Genomic DNA, 19,688 nt, shown 5'->3' with positions numbered 1-19,688 from the left:
CGCCTGGACCGGGCACCCGATATCGATGCTCCTCAGGCACAGCAAGGAGCACGCGCATGACCCTGACTATCCCGGAGATACCCGCCCGCATCGGCATGGCGCGCAAGCGAGCGCCGCGCGCGCCGGAGCATCGGGGATGAGCCGGCCCCCCATCGATAGCGTCGCGCCTGCGGCCACGGGCATCCGCGCGGCGGCGCGGGTCGCCAGCCAGGACTGGCAGGCCGCTTCCCGGGACCTGGACGGCCAGGGCTCGGCCATGCTGCCCGGGCTGCTCGATCCGGAGGCGTGCCGCGCGCTCGCGGCATCCTATTCCGACGAAAGCCGCTTTCGCAGCCATGTCCACATGGCCCGGCACGGGTTCGGCAAGGGCGAATATCGGTACTTCCGCTATCCGCTGCCCGATCTCCTCGGCATGCTGCGCGCGACTCTCTATCCGCGCTTGGCGAACCTCGCCAATGCGTGGAGCGACCGCATGGGCATCGACATGCGATATCCCGCCGACCATGCGTCCTTTCTCCGACGATGCCACGAAGCCGGCCAACGCCGGCCGACGCCGCTCCTGCTGCAATATGGCCCGGGCGACTATAATTGCCTCCATCAGGATCTCTATGGCGAGCACGTCTTTCCGATCCAGGTGGCGATCCTGCTTTCCGAGCCGGACGTGGATTTCACCGGAGGCGAATTCGTGCTTACCGAGCAGCGACCGCGCATGCAGAGCCGGGTCGAGGTCGTGCCGCTCCGGCAGGGCGATGCCGTCGCCTTCGCCGTCCATCAGCGCCCCGTGCAGGGAACGCGAGGCACATATCGCGTCAACCTGCGCCACGGCGTGAGCCGCGTGCGCTCCGGCATGCGACACACGCTCGGGATCATCTTCCACGACGCGACGTGAGGCCGGGCGCGCGGCCGCGCGGCCATCCCGATCCAGATCGCCCTCCCCGCCGATCTGGATCGGCGCGGCATGCCGCGCTACGCTGGCCCCGAGCCACCCGGCAACGAAACGAAGATCATGGCGCGCCTACTCCTCATCGAAGACGATGCCCCTCTGGGCCGCGGCATGCGGGCCGCGCTGGAGGATGCCGGCCATGCGGTCGATTGGGCCAGGACCGGCGAGGAGGCATTGCTGGCGTGCCGCAGCGAGGCCTATGGCGTCGTCCTGCTGGATCTCGGCCTCCCCGACGTCTCCGGGCTGGAAGTGCTGCGCGAGCTCAGGGGCGAGAACCGGCTCGTCCCGGTCATCGTCATCACTGCGCAGGACCGCATCACCCAGCGCGTTGCGGGGCTGGATGCCGGTGCCGACGACTATCTGGTCAAGCCGCTGGATATCGATGAGCTGACCGCGCGCGTCCGCGCCCAGCTGCGCCGGCGCGACGGACGCGGATCCGATCTGCTGGTCGTCCGCGACGTGGCGCTCGACCTGGGAGGGCGCACCGTCCGGCTGCGCGACCAGCCGGTCGCGCTCACCGCCAAGGAATTCCGGATAGTGGCCCTCCTCATGCGCCGGGCAGGTCGCTTCGTCAGCAAGGCGGAACTCGAAGCGGCGCTGTACGATCAGGACCAGTATATCGAGAGCAACACGGTGGAAGTCGCCATCTCGGCGCTCCGGCGCAAGCTGGAGCGGGACTTCATCGTCACCGCGCGCGGACTCGGCTACATGGTCGCGAAATGAAGGGAAGGATCGGCCGCTCCCTCACCGGCGCGCTCTATGTCCGCACGCTGCTGCTGGTCGCGGTGACCGGCATGCTGATGGCCGGAGTGCTGTTCGCGATCGTGCGCGCCGATATCAACCAGCGCGCGGACCAGCAGCTGATCATCGCGACGCACGTGCTGCACCTGCTCATGCGGGAGGAGTTCACGGGGGACGACCCCAAGTCGCAGGTGAGCCACGACAACCCCTATCGCAGGCTGCTCAGCGACGAGGATCTCAGCGCATTCCGCGCCTCGGCCGCGTGGCGCCAGTTCGCCGTCTATCATTTCGGCATCCTGACGGTGCCGCCGACGCGCGGCGATGTCGGGAAGGGTGTGGCCGCGATACCCGGGTTTCGCACCTTCGGCGTCGGCAGTGACAAATGGCGCAGCTATGGCCTTGCGGTTCCCGAGCAGCGGCTGCTGATCGTGGTGGCGGAGCCGATGCAGGCGCGAGCGGGGTTGATCCTGCGCGTCGGCGAGCAGCTGATCGGACCGATCATGCTCCTGATCCTCGGCAGCGCGGTGCTGCTATGGCTCACGCTGCGCCGCGGGCTGTCGGCGGTGCAGCAGCTCAGCGCCATGCTCGGCAGCCGGTCCGCGGCCGAGCTGAAGCCGCTGCACCTCCACACCATGCCGAGCGATCTGGCACCGATCGTCGCCGCGCTCAACGGCCTGCTCGCGCGCGTGCGCGCCGCGATCGAGCACGAACAGGCCTTTGCCGACCATGCCGCGCATCAATTGCGCACGCCGCTGGCCGCGCTGAAGCTGCGGGCCCAGCTGCTGCTGCGGCGCGCGTCGCCCGACTCCGAGGAGCATGCGGCGCTTTCCGATCTGCTGGAGAGCGTGGATCGCGGCAGCGACACCATCACCCAGATGCTGCAGCTCGCCCGGCTCGACGCGACGGCGCTGACCCGGGAACCGGTCGACCTGCGCGAGCTAGCGAGCGAAGTCATCGCCGATCGGGCGCTGTTCGCGGCACGGGCCGGTGCCGATTTCTCGCTGACCGCCCCCGACATCGCCATTGCATCGACCGACCCGACGCCGTTGCGGGTGGCGCTGGCGACGATCATCGACAATGCCGTGGAGCATGCGGCAAGCGGCGGCACGATCGATGTGGAGATCCGCCCGGTTTCCGGCCGGCTGGCGCTGGTCGTGAGCGATCGCGGCCCCGGCATGCATCCCGAGCGCCTGTCGGGAGCGGCCGGCCGGGACGGCGATCCCCGCCCCGGCGGGGGCCTGGGCCTGGCGATCGCCCGGCGGGCCGTGACCGTGCTGGGCGGCGAGTTGCGGCTCGAGAACCGCAGCGACGGGCCGGGACTGCGGGCGACGATTTTCCTGCCGGATTGATCTCCGGCATCAGTTTCGCATCAGCTTCGCGATCTATCGGCGGCACCTCTCTTGCCGTTCGAGGTGGCCTTGACCGAAACTGCCCTGCCCGCGCAATCGCCGGACGCGCTGCCCCGCAAGCGGCAGGCCGCCTATGTGCTGGCCGGCGCGGCGATCCTGATCGCAGTCATCGTGCTGGCGTCGCTGCTGCACCAGCAGGATCCCGATCCGGCGGAGGCGCCCGGCGAACCCGGCATTTTCCAGGCGACCCCGGATCAATATGCCGCCATGGAGATCCGCGCGGTGGGAACGGCGGCGGACGGCGCTACTCTCCGCGCCACCGGCACCATCTCGGTCGACGAGGACCGTTCCACGCCGGTGCTGCCGCCGCTGACCGGACAGGTGACGCGCGTGTTCGTCGAGGCCGGACAGCGCGTCGCACGCGGCCAGCCCCTGTTCGAGATTCGGTCGACCGAGCGCGCCCAGGGCGCAAACAGCCTGGTCGCGGCCGCCGCCCAGCGCGATACCGCGCGCGCCCAGCTGGGCATCGCCCAGGGCAACGCCCAGCGCGCGGAGCTGATCTACAAGAATGGCGGCGGCGCGCTGCGCGACTATCAGCAGGCCAAGAGCGAGCTGGTCGCCGCGCAGGCGGCGATGCGCACGGCCGACGCCGCCTATGTGGTGGCGCGCAACCAGATCGCGATCCAGGGCGGCACACCGGGCGACATCGCCCGCATCGCCGGGGGCGGGCTTGCCGGCAATGCGATCGTGCGCGCGCCGATCGGCGGGATCGTCGCCAGCCGCACGATCAGCGCCGGCCAGTATCTCGGCGCAGGTGCGGACGGGCCGGCGCTGGTGATCACCGATCCCGCCTCGGTATGGCTGGTGGCCCAAGTGCCCGAGAGCGATGCGGGCCGGGTGCGCGTCGGCGATCAGGTGACGGTGACGACCCCCGCCGCTCCGGGCCGGAGCTTCACCGCGCGGGTGCGCATGGTGGGATCCGCGCTCGATCCCAACACCCATCGCCTGCCCGTGCGCGCCGCCATCGCCAATCCGGACGGCGTGCTCAAGCCGCAGATGTTCGCGAGCTTCGCGATCGCCGCGCCGGCGAGGGCGGTGCCAGGCACCGCGCTCGTCGTTCCCGCGCAAGCCGTCATCCGCGAAGGCGACACTGCCCGTGTCTGGGTTGCCCAGCCGGGCCGCCGCCTGGTCGCGCGCAGCGTCACCGTGGCGGAGGGCCCGGGCGACGGCACGATCCGCATCACCGCCGGGCTCCGTGCCGGCGAGCGGATCGTCACCAGGGGCGCCATCTTCGTCAACGAAGCCGGCATTCCGGGCTGATCGCGATGAACCGCCTGGTCGCCTTTGCGCTGCATCAGCGCGTGCTCATGGTCCTGCTGCTCGTGGCGATGATCGTCTCGGGCGGCTTCGCCTTCCTGAAGCTCAACATCGAGGCCTATCCCGACCCGGTTCCCCCCGCCGTCGAGATCGTCACCCAGAATCCCGGCATCTCGGGCGAGGAGATCGAGCGGAACATCACGATCCCGATCGAAGTGGCGATGGCCGGCATCCCGCACGTCACCTCGGTCCGCACCATCTCGCTGTTCGGCCTGAGCGACGTGAAGATCCAGTTCAGCTACGACTATACGTTCGAGCAGGCGCAGCAGCAGGTGATCAACCGGCTGAACCAGATCGACGGGCTCCCGGCCGGCGTGCAGCCCGGCATCTCGCCGGTCAGTCCGATCGGCGAGATCTATCGATACCGCGTCGTCGGGCCGCCGGGCTATTCGGTGATGGACCTGAAGACGATCCAGGACTGGGTGGTCGAGCGCCGGATCAAGGCAGTGCCGGGGGTGATCGACGTGACCGGCTGGGGCGGCAAGACCCGCACCTATGAAGTCGTCATCGACAATGACCGGCTGGTCGCCGAGGGCATCACCGCCGCCAATGTGATCGACGCGCTCGGCAAGAGCAACGCGAATGTCGGCGGGCAGACGGTCACCTTCGGGCCGCAGAACGCGATCGTGCGCGGCGTCGCGCTGATCCATTCGGTCGACGACATCAATCGGGTGCTGGTCGGCACGCACGGCAGCGCCCCGGTCAAGCTGAGCGATGTGGCGACCGTGAAGGTCGGCAACCAGCCACGGCTCGGCATCGCCGGGCAGGACAAGGACGACGATATCGTCCAGGGCACCGTGCTAATGTATCGCGGCGCGCAGTCGAGCCCGACGATCAAGGCGGTCGAGAACGCGATCCAGGACATCAACGCGTCCGGAATCCTCCCTCCCGGCGTCAAGCTCGAGCGGATCTACGACCGTTCCGGCCTGATCGCGCTGACGACCAGCACCGTCATCCGCAACATGATCGAGGGCATTCTCCTCATCTTCTTCCTGCAATGGCTGTTCCTGGGGAATCTGCGCTCGGCGCTGATCGTGGCGGCGACGATTCCCTTCGCGCTCTGCTTCGCGGTGCTGATCCTCACGGCCCAGGGGGAGTCGGCGAACCTGTTGTCGGTCGGCGCGCTCGATTTCGGCCTGATCGTCGACGCGACCGTGATCATGGTCGAGAACATCTATCGCCACCTGGTCGAGCGCAGCCATGCCGTCGAGCGGGGCAGCGGGCACTATACGCCCGGCAACCGGCTCTCCGCGATCCTGAACGGCGCGGGCGAAGTCAATCGCGGCATCTTCTTCGCCGCCGCGATCATCATCGCCAGCTTCATCCCGCTGTTCACGCTCTCGGGCGTCGAGGGCCATATCTTCGGGCCGATGGCGAAGACCTATGCCTATGCCATCGCCGGCGGGCTGATCGCCACCTTCACGGTCTCGCCGGTGCTCGCCGCGCTGCTGCTTCCGGACCGGCTGAGCGAGGTCGAGACCTGGATCGTGCGCAAGCTGCGCGCCGTCTACGAGCCGGCGGTGCGCTTCGCGATCGCCAATCGGGTGCTGACGCTCGGCGGCGCCGCCGCGCTGGTGCTCGCGGCGGGCACCACCAGCTTCACGCTCGGCGTCGAGTTCCTCCCCAAGCTGGAGGAAGGCAATATGTGGATACGCGCCACCATGCCCGCCTCGGTCTCGCTCGAGGAAGGGCAGAAGGTGGTCAACGAGGCGCGCCGGATCATCCGCTCCTATCCCGAGGTGCAGACGGTGGTGTCGCAGCATGGCCGCCCCGACGACGGCACCGACGCGACCGGCTTCTTCAACGCCGAATTCTTCACGCCGCTGAAGCCGAGCGACCAATGGCCGCGCGGGATGACCAAGGCGAAGCTGACCGCCGACATGCAGAAGCGGCTGAGCGATCGCTTCCCCGGCGTCGAGTTTGCCTTCTCCCAATATATCCAGGACAATGTCGAGGAGGCCGCGTCGGGCGTGAAGGGCGCGAATTCGATCAAGCTGTTCGGCCCCGACCTGGCGACGCTGGAAAAGACCGGCAAGCAGATCGAGGCGGTGATGGCCAAGGTGCCCGGCATCGCCGATCTCGGCATGTTCGAGCTGCTCGGCCAGCCGACCGTCCAGGTGGTCCCCGACCGCGACCGGGCAGCGCGCTACGGCCTGACGCCGGAGGACATCAACCAGGTGGTCCGCGCCGCGATCGGCGGCGAGGCGGCCGGCGACCTGTACGAGCGCGCCACCGACCGGCATTTCCCGATCGTCGTGCGCCTCCAGCCCGGGCAGCGCGACAGCCTGGACAGCATCCGCCGGATCACCGTCGGCGCTCCAGGCGCCAATGGCGCAGCGGTGCAGGTGCCGCTCTCGGAAGTCGCCGAGGTGAAGCTGACCACCGGGCCCTCGTTCGTCTATCGCGAGCATCAGGAGCGCTATGTCCCGATCAAGTTCGCGGTGCGCGGGCGCGATCTCGGCGGCGCGGTGAGCGAGGCGCAACAGGCGGTCGCACAGCAGGTCAAGCTGCCGCCCGGCTATCATCTCGAATGGGCCGGCGAGCTCGGCAACCTCGAAAATGCGGTCTCGCGGCTGAAGCTGGTGGTGCCGATCAGCCTCGGGCTCATCCTCTTGCTGCTCTTCCTGAATTTCGGCTCGGCGATCGACATGCTGCTCGCCGCCTCGGTGATGCCGATGGCGCTGATCGGCGGGGTGCTGGCTCTCGTGCTGACAGGTACCGCGTTCAGCATCTCCGCCGCGATCGGCTTCGTCGCGCTGCTCGGCATCTCGGTGATGGACGGGATCATCGTCCTGACCGCCTTCAACCAGGCGATCGACGAAGGCATGGCGCGCGCGCAGGCACTGGCCCGGGCATGCAGCCAGAGCCTGAGGCCGGTGGTCATGACCTGCCTGGTCGCCGCGATCGGACTGGTTCCCGCCGCATTCTCCAGCGGCATCGGCAGCCAGGTGCAGAAGCCATTGGCAATCGTGGTGGTCGGCGGGATGATCCTGGCGCCGCTCCTGATCCTGCTGGTCCTGCCCGTGCTCGTCGACTTGTTCTCGCGGCACAGGCCCGCCCTCGTCGCCGAAGCGGAGGCCAACTCGTGAAGCTGCATCCCGCATTGATGGGCGCGGCCCTGCTCTCGGGCTGCACGGTCGGCCCGGCCTTCACGCCGCCTGCCGCGCCGTCCAGCTCGGGCTATACCCCGGTCGCGCCACCCGCGGTGATACCCGCCACGGCGAGCACGCCCGGCGAGACGCTCACGATGGGCGCGGCATTGCCGGCGCGCTGGTGGACGCAATTCGGCAGCCCGGCGTTGGACCGCCTGGTCGACATGGCGCTGGCCGCGAACACCGATGTCGCGATCGCCGACGCCAATCTGCGACAGGCGCGCGCCCAGGCGGCGGCGGTCGCCGGAAGCCGCCTGCCCGAAGCCGATATCGGCTATCAGGCATCGCGCACCCGCGCGTCGGAAGCGCTGTCCGATCCGCTGTCCGAGCCGGGTGTCTTCCTCTACGGCCTGCACACCACGACGTTGAACATTTCCTATCCGCTCGACCTGTTCGGCGGAACGAAACGGCGGATCGAATCCGCCCGCGCGACGGCCGACGCCACTGCCTTCCGGCTCGAAGCCGCCAGGGCGGCCGTGGCGGCCAACACCGTCCTCGCCGCGATCGAGGAAGCGGCGCTGCGCGAGAAGGTTGCGGCCACCGAGGCGAGCATCAAGGCCAGCCGCGAAGTGCTGGCCCTGCTCCGCGTCCAGCAGGAAGCCGGCGCCATCGGCAAGGCGGACGTCGCGGCCCAGGTCGCCGCGCTGGCCCAGGTCGAGGGAACCCTGCCGGCCCTGACCAAGGCGCTGGGCCATCAGCAGGCGGCGCTGTCGATCCTGCTCGGGCGCGAGCCCGCCGAGCCCCTGCCGGCCACGCCCGATCTGGACGCGCTGGTGCTTCCCCCGACCCTGCCCGTCTCGCTGCCGTCCCTGTTGGTCCGGCAACGCCCCGATGTGCGCGCCGCCGAAGCGTCCCTGCACGCGGCGAGCGCCGATGTCGGCGTCGCGATCGCCGCGCGCCTGCCGTCGATCAGCCTGAGCGCATCGGCGGGCGGCCAGGCGACGCGCTTCGGCGACATGTTCAAAGGCGGCAACCCCTTCTGGTCGCTGATCGGCGGGATCACCCAGCCCCTCTTCCACGGCGGCGCGCTGCGGCAGCAGCAAAAGGCGGCCGAAGCGGCGCTCGACGGGGCGAAGGCGCAATATCGCGCCGCGGTGCTCGGCGCGTTCGGCGACGTCGCCGACGCCCTCACCGCGCTTCATGCCGACGCGGCCGCCCTGGCCGCGGCCGAGAAGGCGGACGGCGCGGCGGCCGAGAATCTGGGGTATCTCGCCTATCAGCTCCGCCTTGGGCAGGTCGGCACGCTCGCCCTCCTCAACGCGACCGCGACCCGAAGCCAGACCGTCATTGCCCTTGTCGACGCCCGCGCCGCCCGGTTCAGCGACGTGGCGGCGCTGTATCTCGCACTCGGCGGCGACACCGGGCAGGCGCGATAGGAGGATGGCGCGATGGGTGGCGTGATCGGTGCGATAAGCGGAAAGTTCGTGATCGCGGCGGCAGGGCTGCTGATCTCCGCCTCGATCGAGGGGCGTCGGCTGCGGGCCGGTATCGATCCGGGTTCCGAAACCTCGGTCGTGAGCCCGAGCATCGCGGACCAGATCGACAAGGGCCGGCGCCCCCATGGCCCCGGCGGCGTGCTGCAGCGCGGTCGCCCCATGACGATCGCCCTGTCGGGCGGCACCTTTCCCGTCGACGCCCTTGCCGTCGCGCCCTCACCGCTGGAGCCCGGCACCGATTTCCGCATCGGCCGGGATATTGTCGAAGGCCATGTCTTCGACCTGGATTTCCGGAGCCGCCGGATCCGGATAGTGCTCCCTGCCGAATATGGCCGCGCGACCCGCTGGCTGATCCCGGTCGATCTGGCGCCCGGCCCGGACGGAAGCTGGATCTTCCCGGCCAGCATCGGCGGCAAGCCGGTTTCGGCGACGCTGCGACTGTCCGACCCGCGCGGCGCCAGGGCCGGTCCGTCGCTATCGCCGGGTGCCGCGCCGCTGGCGATCGGCGTGGGCACGACGACCCTCTCGGTCTCCGACATCGTGCGCACGGCCACGGCGGATGCGGGGCCTGTGGTCACCCTCGGTCTCGGCGCCTTTGCGGGCCGCCATATCCTCCTCGACCTGCCGCACCGGCTATTGTGGATCGATCCGCGTATCCGGGATTGAGCGTCGGCCCGTGCGGCCGCCGCCTCCGCTCAGAGGCAGCGGGGATCCCTTACGGGCGCATCGCCGCCCCGGGTGAGCCAGCGGCCGTCGGGCGCCCGATACTTCTCGCCCGGCGCGGTGCGGGCGATCAGGTTGCAGCCGGTGACGAACGCCATCTGCTCCACCGTCGAGTTCGCCGCCGCCTGCTGCGTATATTGGCGCTTCCGCTGGATGTTGATGTTGTTCACCATCGCCTGGAGCTCGGCCGTCGGGCTGCCGGCGATGCCGAGATAGCCGTCGGGCTGCTCGCCGACGAGCCCGGCCTGGCGGGCCGCCTGATAGGCAGGGTCCCGCTGCGCGGAGGCAGGCGCGACCATGGCCGCCACGAGCGCCGCCGCCAGGCCGAAGATGGGAAGCAAGTTGCGCATCAGAATATCCCCGGATGGTCCTGGATGAGGGCCTTCGCCTTGTTGTCGAGACGATAGACCACTTCCTGGGTGATCGAAATGTTGAGATTGATGACGATCGGCTTGTCAGGCGCGGTCACGTTCACGCAGCCGCCCGCGAGCGCCACCGGTGCCACTCCGAGATAGCCGAGCCAGTGCGGCAACACCTGTGTCATGCTTCGAAGCTGCATATTCTTGCCTTTCATGGGACAGGGGCGCTTTCTCGGGGCTGAACGGCGGGCCTGGCGCCCTCCTGTGCACGATTCTGCTCCTCGATCAATGACGGCAGGTTGCGCTCGATGAGGCGGCGGGGATCGTACCAGGACTGGACGGAGTCCAACAGCTGGCGGAAGGGCGCGCTGATCCGCACGTTGAACACGAAGGGCAGCCGCGCCAGCCGGCGGATCAGGAAATTCGATTTGGTGCCCTGGCCCTGGCTCACGCCCGAAAAGCCGATGTCCGTGATCATCTCCCCCGCCAGCGGGCCGTTCATCCGGATGGTGAGGTTCTTGTAGTTCAGCGATTTCAGCGCCTGGAACGCCATGTTGCCCCACAAGCCGACATCCTGCCGCGAGACCTCGCCGACATAGGCGATGTGCCCGCCGGTCCGGGCGTGGAGCTCGCCGCCTTCGATCCGGCCGCCCTTCGCGTCGAAGATCATCGGCAGCGTGCCGTCGAACGTGCCGGTGGCATCCAGATTGTCGAAGGCCATTTCCTTCAGGAACAGCGCGGCGTCGGCACCCTTCACATGGAAGGTCAGCCGCCGCTCCCCCGCCACGTCGAAATCGAGGACGGTGGAGTCCAGGACGAGTTCGCCGCCCGCAAAGGGCCAGCGCGCGCCCTCCACCCGCACGCGGCGGCTGTCGAGCAGCTGGTAGCGCAGCACGCCGCCGCGCACCGGAACGCCGGGATTGATCTCGGCAACATTGGCCGCCTGCCCCGGTGCGCTGCGCAGGTTGAGCAGATCGGTGAAGTCGAGCTGCGTCGTGAGCCCCTGCACCGGGCCGAACGCGGCGGCCAGATCGACATTGGTCGCCGTGAAATGGCCGGTGCTGGTGACCGTGTCGCCCGACCAGCCGAACCGCCCGGTGCCGGCGACGAGCCCGTTCACATCGGCGATCACGCCATAAGTGAGCGGCGTGAGATCGTCGGGCTGAAGGCCGTCGACATGGAAGCGGACGCCGGGCACTTCGAGCAGGGCCTGTCCTTCCCCGCGGGCCAGGTCATGCGCGATCTTCACCTTGGCCACGGGCAGCTGGTGCTTGGGGCTGAGGAGCCCGGCCTGCGCATCGATCTTGCCGTCGCGCAGGCGCAGAGTCGCGTCCGGTGCCGCCAGCGGCTTGAAACGCGCCGCCGCCTCCGCGTCGGCAAGGGTGAAGCCGCCCCGCAGCAGGAGGTCGCCACCTTCGACCCGCCAGCTGCCCTTGCCCTCCGAGAGCTGCAGCGGCACCGCGCCGATCTGGCCGCCCAGCGCGTCGAAATCCCCGCTCAGGCCCGCGCGGAAGCTGCCGCGCAGCTGGCCGATATCGAGGCGCGTCGGCCGATCGCCCCCCAGGCGCGCCGCGGCCTTGGTGACGATGAAACGGCTGGTGGCCAGGTCGAGCTCCGCGGCTTCCGCCGCAAGGCGCAGCGGACTCTCGCCCACCCTGCCCTTCAGCTCCGCCTGGGCGACCCGAATGCCACCGGCGAGCCCATGCTGCTCCCATCGGACCATTGCCGGCCCGAGCGGGCAGAGCTGGAGGCGATTGCCGTCCAGAACGGCACCGGCCGCGGAGACACGCGAGAAGCCGATCGGGCCGCACCCTGGGTTCACCGCGAGCATCCGCGCGTCCCAGCGCACCAGAAGCGGCATGGACAGACCATCGACGCGCCCGCCGCTCACCGGCCCTGACAGGATCATCGCGGTCCGCATTTCGCCGGCCGCGCCGCGCACGCCGAAATCGAGGCTGGAGAGCTCCAGCCGGGCGCCGCCAGCCGCATAGGGCCGCACGGCCCCGGTGCCGCGCAGTTCCGGGCTTCCCGGCCGGCGCGACAGCCGCACGACCGCATCCGGCAGCCCGCCACCGCCGAGCGACAGCTGCCCCGCGAGATCGATTTCGCCATCGCGCAGATCGAGCCCCAGGCCCGCACCCTGGCCGAAATGCAATCGTGCGCCCGAGCGCGCGGCAAGGTCCAGGCGTCGCAGGCGCAGCGTTCTCCGATCGGCACCCATCGCGAGTTCGAGCGCCGCGGTCCCGCCGAAGCCGCGGCCAGCCGCGCCCATTGCACGCGCGAGCTGCCGGACCAGGGGCGCAGCGGGCGAACCCTGTCCGGCATCCTCATAGCCTGCGACCCGGCCGAGCAGGGAGGGCGGCAGCGCTCCTCCCTCCAGAGCGACCTCGCCCTGGAACCCCATGGTTTCGCCGAACGTGTAGCGGCCGGTCACCGCCGCCGAGCCCGCGCTGATTTCCCTGGCGGCAAGCGCACCGGAACGGAGCGCGACACCGCCTTCCGTCCGCGCCCGATCCCCGTCGAAATCGATGCTGCCGCGCAGGCGGTTCAATCGGCCGAGGGACGAATCCATGGCATCCACGCCCAGGTCCGCGCTGCCCTTCCAGCGCGCCAGCGATGCTTCCAGCGCGGCCCGCACATCGATGCGGAGCCGCGTCGCGCGCGTGTCCGCACAGGCGATCCGCGCCGCCTGGGCCGGGCCATCGAGGCGCGGCGCCCCGTGCCGGATGCGCAGCTGCATGCTGGCCGCAACGCCGTCCAGGGCGCAGTCCGCGATGCGCAGGCGCGCGGAGTCGGCGCGCAGCGTGCCGGCAAAGCCATCGGCCAGCATTCCCTTGCCGTTCAGGCCGAGCACGACCAACCCGCCGCCACTGTCGAGCCGGAGCTGCGCATCGGCGACGTCCACGATCAGGCGGGGCAGCGCGAATGGCTTGCCGGATGGCGGCGGCAGCAGCCGGTCCAGCGATCCCAACGACAGCGCACCGTTCACGATCCGGCCCTTGGCCCGGACCTTGCCGGCCTTCGCCACCAGCACCTCCGCACGCCAGGGATAGAGCGAGGTACGCAACTCGATCCAGTCGGCGACGAGGTCCGGGTCGCGCGGATCGCCGATGGACACGTTGATCAGCCGCTGCCGCCAGGGTGACAGCTGCTCGATCTCATAGCGGGCCGGGACCCCGCGCCTGGTCAGCTCGCGATCGACGAAGCCCCGCGCGATCGTGCGGCGCTGCAGCCACGCCGCCACCACGACCATGGCCAGGAGCACCAGCAGGCCGATGGCGACGCGGCCCCGGCGCCACGCCGAGCGCGGCGCGCTCGCTTGCGCTTTTCCCGCGCCCGCCTCTTCGTCACCAGGATCCACGCCCGCTCCAGCCAACAAGCGCCCAACCGGTCGCGGCGCCGCTATCACCTAGAGTATTTTCATCCCCCAAAGGTTCCCTCAAAGGCAAGCGGCGGCGGACGGCGCGTCAGAAATTATATCTGAGCGTCGCCCGCGCGTTTCGCGGTTCGCCATAGACGAAGCCGGGGAACCAGCTGTTGCCGCTGTAGAAGGTCCGGTCGAAGAGATTGTCGACATTGAGCTGGAGCGACAGCTGCCGGGTCAGCTCGTAGCGCGCCATGAGGTTGACGATGGCATAGGCAGGCTGGCCGATCGGCTCGACGATGCCCGTGCCGGGATTCTGCGCGGTGACCGGCGGCCGGCTCTCCCATTTCAGCGCCCCGCCCAGGCTCAGCCCGTCCAGCGCGTCGGCAAAGGCATATTTGGTCGCGAGGTTGAACGCCCGGCGCGGCTGATGGGCGAGCACGTCGACGCCCTGGGCATCCTTCGCGCTATAGTCGCTCCAGCCCAGGCTCAAATCCCATTGCCGCGTCACCTTGCCGACAATCTCGATCTCATAGCCCTTGGCGACGGTTCCCGTCGCCCCGCGATAGGCCGGGTTGGACGTGCCGGGCACGAACTGCCCCGGATCGGGCACGGCGAGATTGTCCTGCTCGATGCGGTACACGGCGGCAGTCGCGAGCAGCTTGCCGCCCAGCAGCAGTGCCTTCAGGCCGGCCTCGTAATTCTTGCCTTCGAGGGGATTGAGCAGGCGCCCGTTGCGGTCGCGGACATTGCCCTGCGGCTTGAAGATCTTGGTATAGCTCGCATAGGCGGACAGGTTGCTGGTGATGTCGAGCACCAGGCCCGCATAGGGAGTGAGCACGCCCTTGTAGGTCAGCTGATAGGCCGGGCTCGTCCCCGCCGCCTCCTCGTTGCGCCGGAAATAGCTCAGCCGCCCGCCGCCGATGAGCTTGAGCGGGCCGACCAGGCCGATCCGCGTCGTGGCGAAGAGCGCGGCCTGGGTAGTGGAGCCCCGGCTGGAGACGTAGCGCGGCCCCCAGGCCGGTGGGGCGAGCGTCCCGTCCCAATGGTTGAAATCGGCGATCGGAGCCATGGCGACGGGATCGCGGTTGGTCCATCCGTCGGACAGGCGGTTCACCATCGCGCCGACGGCCAGGTCATGCTCGCCGCCCAGCAGCGAGAAGGGGCCGCTTGCCTGGATGCTGCCGTTCCACTGCTCGGGATCGGCCTTGAACCAATAGGCCGAGGTCGCCATGCCGGCGCCCGTCGCTCGGTCGGGCATGCCGTCGAGCCAGAGCAGCCGCGATTCCTCCAGCCCCTTGTGATAGCCGAGATCGCCGCGGATGCTCCATTTGCCGCCCAGATCGTGCGTGAGCGTAGCGAAACCCGAAATCTCGGTGGTGTTCCAGAAGCCCCAGTCGGTGCCGGTGCTCTTGGAGCGCGGCCAGCGGGTCCGCGTGCCGTCGGTATACCAATAGGGCAGCTGCGCCCACATCACTCCGTCGCGATCGTCGCGCTGATAGCTGCCACCGACCGACAATTTGGTGCGCGGGCCGAGATCGGCATCGACCACCCCGTAGAGGACGAGGCCCTTCTTCTCCTCGCGATCGACGAAGCCGTCCTGCCGATAGGCCTGGGCAACGGCGCGCACGCGCACCGCCCCGGCGGTGTCGAGCGGCGACTGCACGTCCACGGTCGCGGCGAAGCGGTTCCACGACGCGGCTTCCAGGCTGACCTGGCCGGAAAAGGCATCGGCATCGGCATGCTTGCGGATCAGGTTGACGACCGCCGAGGGATCGCCGGCGCCGTGCATCAGGCCAGCCGCACCGCGCACCAGGTCCACGCGCTGATAGATTGCGGTGCTCGTCTCGCCGAAGCCGACATTGCCATTGGCGAACGGGGCGCCATCGAGCTGGAAATTCTGGACCTCGAAGCCCCGTGCGGAGATCGCGCTGCGGCCGCGATCGATGTCCTTCTTGGAAATGCCGACGGCAAAGTCGAGCGCGTCGTTGATCGAGATCAGCGCCTGGTCGTCGATCTGCTGCCGGGTGATGACGCTGATCGTCTGCGGCGTCTCGATCGGCGTGAGATGCAGGCCGGTGGCGGTGGTCGGCTGGTCGCTCCGGCCATAGCCCGTGACGACGATGCCCTCGCTCGTCTCCTCCTCCTCCGCCGCCGCCGCCGCGCCCGGCTGCGATGCCTGCTGCGCGTGAAGCGATGCCGGCACGAGCATTACGGCAGAGCCGGCCAACAGCAAATGAAACGAACGGCGCATCATCGTCCCCCTTTTTGTCTTTCGCCGCGCCTCTCCCTTCCCCCTTCCCGAACACAGCCGCGATCGCTCCCGCCGGCAGGGAGCCGCCGCCAGGCGGATCGGCCCTTTCCGGGAGATGGAGCGAGCATGGCCCGTTCGCGAAGACGGAAGCGACGATTCGCGTTCCCGATGCCGCGCCACTAATGCGATTAATTAGCAATTGCAAATCCGCCGGTGCCGAACCGGCGCGACCTTATCCTGCAAGCGTCACCGCGCGTCGGCCCGCCTCACGACCACAGGGCCCGCAGCCGGGCCATGAAGTCCTCGTCCCAGCCGGGGGAGAAGGCATTGGTGGCAAAGGCGAAACCGCAGGAATCCACCGGGTCGAGCGCGAGATAGGCGAAGCAGCTGCCCGTGGAGCCGGCATGCCAGAGCCGCAGCCGCCCGTCCGAGGGCCGCTCGACGCACCAGCCGAGCGCATAGTTCCAGTCGACCCCGGGCTCGGGGTTGCAGCCGACCGGGCGATAGAGCGTCCCCAGCACCCCCGCCTGCGCCGCCGGATCGGCCAGCAGGCGCAGATGCGCCGCGCCGTACCGGGCGAGATCGGCGATCCGGCCATGGACGTCACCCGATGGGCGGACAATGTCCAGATCGTCGACCGCCCGCCTGCCCGGCTTCAGCGCCACCCATTTCTCGCCCCATAGCGCGTGCCGGTGCTCGACCGGCTGCGTGCCGTCCTGCGGAGGCCGGTCGAACCCCGCGCCGCGCAGTTCGAGCGGGTCCAGCACGTGCCGGCGCATGAGGGTGCGATACGCCTCGCCGGTCGCGGCAACGGCGATCGCCCCGGCAAGGCCATAGCCGAGATTGGAATATTGGAAATCGCCATCCCGCTGTGGCCGCGACGCGCGCAACGCGTTGCCGAGCAGCCGCGCGGACGTCCGCCCCGGATTGCCGCCCAGGAGCAAGTACCGCACCAGGCCCGGCCGCGACGGATCGACGGGCAGGCCCGCACGGTGCGCGAGCAGATCCAGCAGGGTCACGTCCTGGAGCGCGCTGGCCCGCACGTCGGGCATCGCGGCCAGCCCCTCGCCCACGGTCATGTCCCAGCGCAGCACGCCCGCCTCGACCAGGCGCGCGATCATCAGGCTGGTCATGGACTTGCCGATCGAGCCATAATGCCACACATCGTCGATCGTCGCGGCCGTGCCGCCGGCCTGGCGGAGGCCGCACACCGCCGTGACGGCCTCTTCGTGCGCGCCGAAAACGGCGCATGCCGCCGCGGGCAAATCGAAGGCGTCGCGGAACCGCCCCAGCCGCGCCGCTATCGGATGCGAGGATGTCCGGATCGGCTCGGATGGCGATGGCATGGCAGCTTTCCTGATCGTGAAGGCGATCGCCGGGGCGACCGCGCGGCGAGTCGCCGCCCGTCGGATTGACCATCCTCCATTGCGTGGAGAATGCGTGGAGCATCTGCGAAGCCGATGCGAAGGCGCGGCCGCGCGTCGCCCTTCCCTTCTTCGCCGGCACCCATGCCTGCTCAGGCCTTCGCCTGCACGGAGTCTCCACACCCCCTAGCCGCCGCCTGCACGATCCTCCGCCACCGGCCCGCCATGATCTCATGGAGAACCGGCGATGAAGGCGAGACTGTTGTTTGGAATGATCGGTGTCGGCGCCACCGTGGCGGCGCTGCCCGCGGAAGCGCAATATGCGGTCGGCCGATGCGTGGTGACCCGGGGCCTGGAGCGGACCCTGCGCGACTTTCAGGCGCGCGCGCGCCAGGCCAATGGAACGCCCGGCATGGTGGCGACAGTGTTCGACAAGGACGGCGTGGTCGCGACCGCGGCTGCCGGCATACGCAGCCTCAATACCGGCGAGGCGCTGACCGGAGACGATAGTTTCAACCTGGGCTCTCACACCAAGCACCTGCTGGCGGTGAGCGTCGGCCAGCTCGTCGACCAGGGGCGCCTGTCCTATGATGCACGGATCGGCGAATTGCTGCCCGACATGGCGGCCTCGATGCAGCCCGCCTTCCGCGACGCCACCGTCCGGCAATTGCTGTTCATGACCGCCGGGTTCGGCGCGTACAACGGCACCGATCCGGAGCGCACCGGCGCCATGCTGGCCGCATTCGCGGCGGCGAGCGGCGGCCCGGCGGAGCGGCGGGACCAGTTCACCCGCTTCCTCCTGGCCTCCGAGCCGGACTATGCGCCGGGCGAAGGGCAGGTTTATTCGAATGCCGGCTTTGCCGTGCTCGGCACGATATATGAGCGGCTGGTGGCCCGCCCCTATGAGCTGGCGGCGGTAGACAGCGTGTTCGGGCGCGTCGGGGCGACGGCCAGCTTCGGCATCCCCCGCGACCTGGGACCGGCCAATCCATCGGTGCATCTGGCGGTCGGGGACGGCACGCTGGTCGCGATCGACGATCCGGCCGAAGTCACCAATGCCCTGTTGGGCCGGCTGCCACCCGAGCTCGCCCCGGCGGGCGGCATGGTTGCGACGATGCCCGCCTTCGCCAAGGTGGAGCAGCAATTGCTGCGCGCCTCGATGGGCCTGTCCCAGCCGCTCGCTTCCGCCGCTGCGCTCCGCGGGTTGTTCGAGCCGGTCGGCGAGCTGGGCGCCGGCGGCATCGTCACCTCGCGGATCACCGGCCGGACGACGCATTTCTTCGAGGGAAGCACCACTGGCGGCCATGCCTTTTCCTTTCTGGTCCCGACCGCCGGCATCGGCGTGGTGTTCGCCAGCAACAGCGGGGTGAACCCGTTCACCGGGGTCGCGGACACGCAGGAGGATGGCTATGCGCTGATGATGGCGCTCGCCGAACGGGCCCGCCGGGGCGTGCTGGTCGCGCGGAGCGCCGATCAGGGCGCGGTCTTCGGCGAAGTCGAGGCGTCCTGCGCCGCCAGCAAGGGCGATCTCTTCGCCGTCACCCGGACGTTCGGCGACCTCACGAGCGAGCAGGCCTCGGCACTGGCCGAACGGATCGCGCCCGATGACAGCCGACTGATCGATCGCTTGTCCGCGGCGTCGCTGGAGGCGATGGCGGATCAGGTCGAAACGCACATGTCCGTCGGCGGCAGCGCCTTTCGCGGGCGGCTGGCCGACAGTGGCGAAGGGCGCTGGCGGGCCTTCCTCGCGGGCGGAGCGCTGGGCGGGCGGGCGATCGCGGATGCGGCAGCGCCGGGGGCCGACATTGCCGGCTGGGCGAGCAGCTGGGGGTTCACGGGGCCGGTGGGCGATCGCCTGCGCGCCGGCATCGCCTTCGGCTATGCCCGGGCCCGCGCCCGGCTGGCCGGCGGTAGCGGATCGACTCGCCTGACCTCACCGCAAATTGCCCTCGCCCTCGCCTATGACGGCGGCAATGGCCTGTTCGGCGATTTCCGGGCCATGCTCGCGCGCCAGAGCGTCCGGACGGAGCGCGACCTGGCGATCGAAGGGCTGGATCCCGGCACGGCCCGGGCGCGCCGCACGGCCATCGGCAGCCTGGTCGATGCGAGCATCGGCTATGCGGTGGGGGGCCGGCTGCGGATCGCGCCGATCGTCGGGCTGCGCTTCATCGGCAACAATGTGGATCGCGCCGAGGAAAGCGGCTCGGCCCTGGCGCTGACGATCGATCGCCGCCACTCGCATCGGCTCGATGCCCGCGCCGGCCTGTCGATCGCCACCGGCTTCGAGCTTGGCGGAGCAATGGTCCGCCCGAGCGTGGAAGCGTTCCATGTCCGCACCATCGCCGATCGCCGCCCGGACCTGGTCGCCCGCTTCGCCGAAGGCGGCGGCGCGATGCGGTTCGCCCCCGCTCCGATCGATCGGGCCTGGACCAGCCTGCGGGCCGGGATCGATATCGATGCCGGGCCAGCGGCCTTCCAGCTTGGCGCAACCGGCGCTATCGGGCGGGACGGCCGCGACGATCTGCGGCTGATGGGCGGCACGCGGGTGCGGTTCTGAGCGGAGGCGGCCGCTTCCGGAGGCCGCCTCCATCATTTCTCCATATGATCTTCACGCATCCCGAATAAT

At 69.7% G+C, this 19,688-nt stretch carries 13 protein-coding genes; 8 read left to right on the top strand and 5 right to left on the bottom strand.

Features of this window, described 5'->3' with window-relative positions; translation table 11 throughout:
• Window positions 1–136 precede the first annotated feature (136 nt).
• The 7 genes from ACIQCS_RS07170 (at window position 137) to ACIQCS_RS07140 (ending at window position 9,664) form a co-directional block, all read left to right on the top strand.
• Window positions 137–889, top strand: coding sequence for a 2OG-Fe(II) oxygenase (locus ACIQCS_RS07170; protein ID WP_345851372.1), 753 nt, complete (start codon window positions 137–139; stop codon window positions 887–889).
• Window positions 890–1,006: 117 nt separating this feature from the next.
• Window positions 1,007–1,666 carry a response regulator transcription factor gene (locus ACIQCS_RS07165; protein WP_345851371.1) on the top strand — a complete coding sequence of 220 codons (660 nt, stop codon included), beginning with the start codon at window positions 1,007–1,009 and terminating at the stop codon, window positions 1,664–1,666.
• Entirely contained in the window at window positions 1,663–3,033 is a 1,371-nt protein-coding gene (locus ACIQCS_RS07160; RefSeq protein ID WP_345851370.1) for an ATP-binding protein, read from the top strand. Before ACIQCS_RS07165 ends, ACIQCS_RS07160 begins: the two co-directional genes overlap by 4 nt.
• 69 nt (window positions 3,034–3,102) lie before the next feature.
• Window positions 3,103–4,353 (top strand): efflux RND transporter periplasmic adaptor subunit, encoded by a 1,251-nt coding sequence (locus ACIQCS_RS07155; RefSeq protein ID WP_401530432.1) that lies wholly within the window; start codon window positions 3,103–3,105, stop codon window positions 4,351–4,353.
• Between the two features lie 5 nt (window positions 4,354–4,358).
• Window positions 4,359–7,499, top strand: a complete 3,141-nt coding sequence (locus tag ACIQCS_RS07150; RefSeq protein ID WP_345851368.1) for a CusA/CzcA family heavy metal efflux RND transporter — start codon at window positions 4,359–4,361, stop codon at window positions 7,497–7,499.
• Entirely contained in the window at window positions 7,496–8,938 is a 1,443-nt protein-coding gene (locus ACIQCS_RS07145) for an efflux transporter outer membrane subunit (RefSeq protein WP_345851367.1), read from the top strand. Before ACIQCS_RS07150 ends, ACIQCS_RS07145 begins: the two co-directional genes overlap by 4 nt.
• A 12-nt stretch (window positions 8,939–8,950) precedes the next feature.
• Entirely contained in the window at window positions 8,951–9,664 is a 714-nt protein-coding gene (locus ACIQCS_RS07140; protein ID WP_345851366.1) for a hypothetical protein, read from the top strand.
• 29 nt (window positions 9,665–9,693) lie between these two features.
• On the opposite strand, the gene ACIQCS_RS07135 is transcribed toward ACIQCS_RS07140, so the two are convergent.
• The 5 genes from ACIQCS_RS07135 to ACIQCS_RS07115 form a co-directional block, all read right to left on the bottom strand.
• Window positions 9,694–10,071, bottom strand: coding sequence for a YdbL family protein (locus tag ACIQCS_RS07135; RefSeq protein WP_345851365.1), 378 nt, complete (start codon window positions 10,069–10,071; stop codon window positions 9,694–9,696).
• On the bottom strand, window positions 10,071–10,265 hold the full coding sequence (locus ACIQCS_RS07130) for a YnbE family lipoprotein (RefSeq protein ID WP_345851364.1): 195 nt from the start codon (window positions 10,263–10,265) through the stop codon (window positions 10,071–10,073). The genes ACIQCS_RS07135 and ACIQCS_RS07130 overlap by 1 nt, the downstream gene beginning before the upstream one ends.
• A gap of 26 nt (window positions 10,266–10,291) precedes the next feature.
• Window positions 10,292–13,441 (bottom strand): YdbH domain-containing protein, encoded by a 3,150-nt coding sequence (locus ACIQCS_RS07125; RefSeq protein WP_345851362.1) that lies wholly within the window; start codon window positions 13,439–13,441, stop codon window positions 10,292–10,294.
• Window positions 13,442–13,547: 106 nt separating this feature from the next.
• A complete protein-coding gene (locus tag ACIQCS_RS07120; protein ID WP_345851361.1) occupies window positions 13,548–15,698 on the bottom strand; it encodes a TonB-dependent siderophore receptor in 2,151 nt (716 codons plus the stop codon).
• A 266-nt stretch (window positions 15,699–15,964) separates the two neighbouring features.
• Window positions 15,965–17,044: a serine hydrolase domain-containing protein gene (locus tag ACIQCS_RS07115; RefSeq protein ID WP_345851360.1), complete on the bottom strand. Its 1,080-nt coding sequence runs from the start codon at window positions 17,042–17,044 to the stop codon at window positions 15,965–15,967.
• 265 nt (window positions 17,045–17,309) lie between these two features.
• On the opposite strand from ACIQCS_RS07115, the gene ACIQCS_RS07110 reads away from it, so the two are divergent.
• Entirely contained in the window at window positions 17,310–19,619 is a 2,310-nt protein-coding gene (locus ACIQCS_RS07110) for a serine hydrolase (protein WP_345851359.1), read from the top strand.
• Window positions 19,620–19,688 lie beyond the last annotated feature (69 nt).

The sequence above is a fragment of the Sphingomonas sp. NPDC092440 genome (assembly GCF_044754985.1).
Lineage (GTDB): Bacteria > Pseudomonadota > Alphaproteobacteria > Sphingomonadales > Sphingomonadaceae > Sphingomonas.
The sequence above is the reverse complement of the archived record's forward strand: the minus strand, read 5'-3'. Positions and strand labels throughout refer to the sequence as shown.

Bases quoted from the DNA above. Each gene is read 5' to 3' on its own strand.
- ACIQCS_RS07160 (WP_345851370.1), top strand. From the start codon at position 1,663: ATGAAGGGAAGGATCGGCCGCTCCCTCACCGGCGCGCTCTATGTCCGC.
- ACIQCS_RS07110 (WP_345851359.1), top strand. From the start codon at position 17,310: ATGAAGGCGAGACTGTTGTTTGGAATGATCGGTGTCGGCGCCACCGTG.
- ACIQCS_RS07170 (WP_345851372.1), top strand. From the start codon at position 137: ATGAGCCGGCCCCCCATCGATAGCGTCGCGCCTGCGGCCACGGGCATC.
- ACIQCS_RS07120 (WP_345851361.1), bottom strand. From the start codon at position 15,698: ATGCGCCGTTCGTTTCATTTGCTGTTGGCCGGCTCTGCCGTAATGCTC.
- ACIQCS_RS07135 (WP_345851365.1), bottom strand. From the start codon at position 10,071: ATGCGCAACTTGCTTCCCATCTTCGGCCTGGCGGCGGCGCTCGTGGCG.
- ACIQCS_RS07115 (WP_345851360.1), bottom strand. From the start codon at position 17,044: ATGCCATCGCCATCCGAGCCGATCCGGACATCCTCGCATCCGATAGCG.
- ACIQCS_RS07165 (WP_345851371.1), top strand. From the start codon at position 1,007: ATGGCGCGCCTACTCCTCATCGAAGACGATGCCCCTCTGGGCCGCGGC.
- ACIQCS_RS07130 (WP_345851364.1), bottom strand. From the start codon at position 10,265: ATGACACAGGTGTTGCCGCACTGGCTCGGCTATCTCGGAGTGGCACCG.
- ACIQCS_RS07150 (WP_345851368.1), top strand. From the start codon at position 4,359: ATGAACCGCCTGGTCGCCTTTGCGCTGCATCAGCGCGTGCTCATGGTC.
- ACIQCS_RS07140 (WP_345851366.1), top strand. From the start codon at position 8,951: ATGGGTGGCGTGATCGGTGCGATAAGCGGAAAGTTCGTGATCGCGGCG.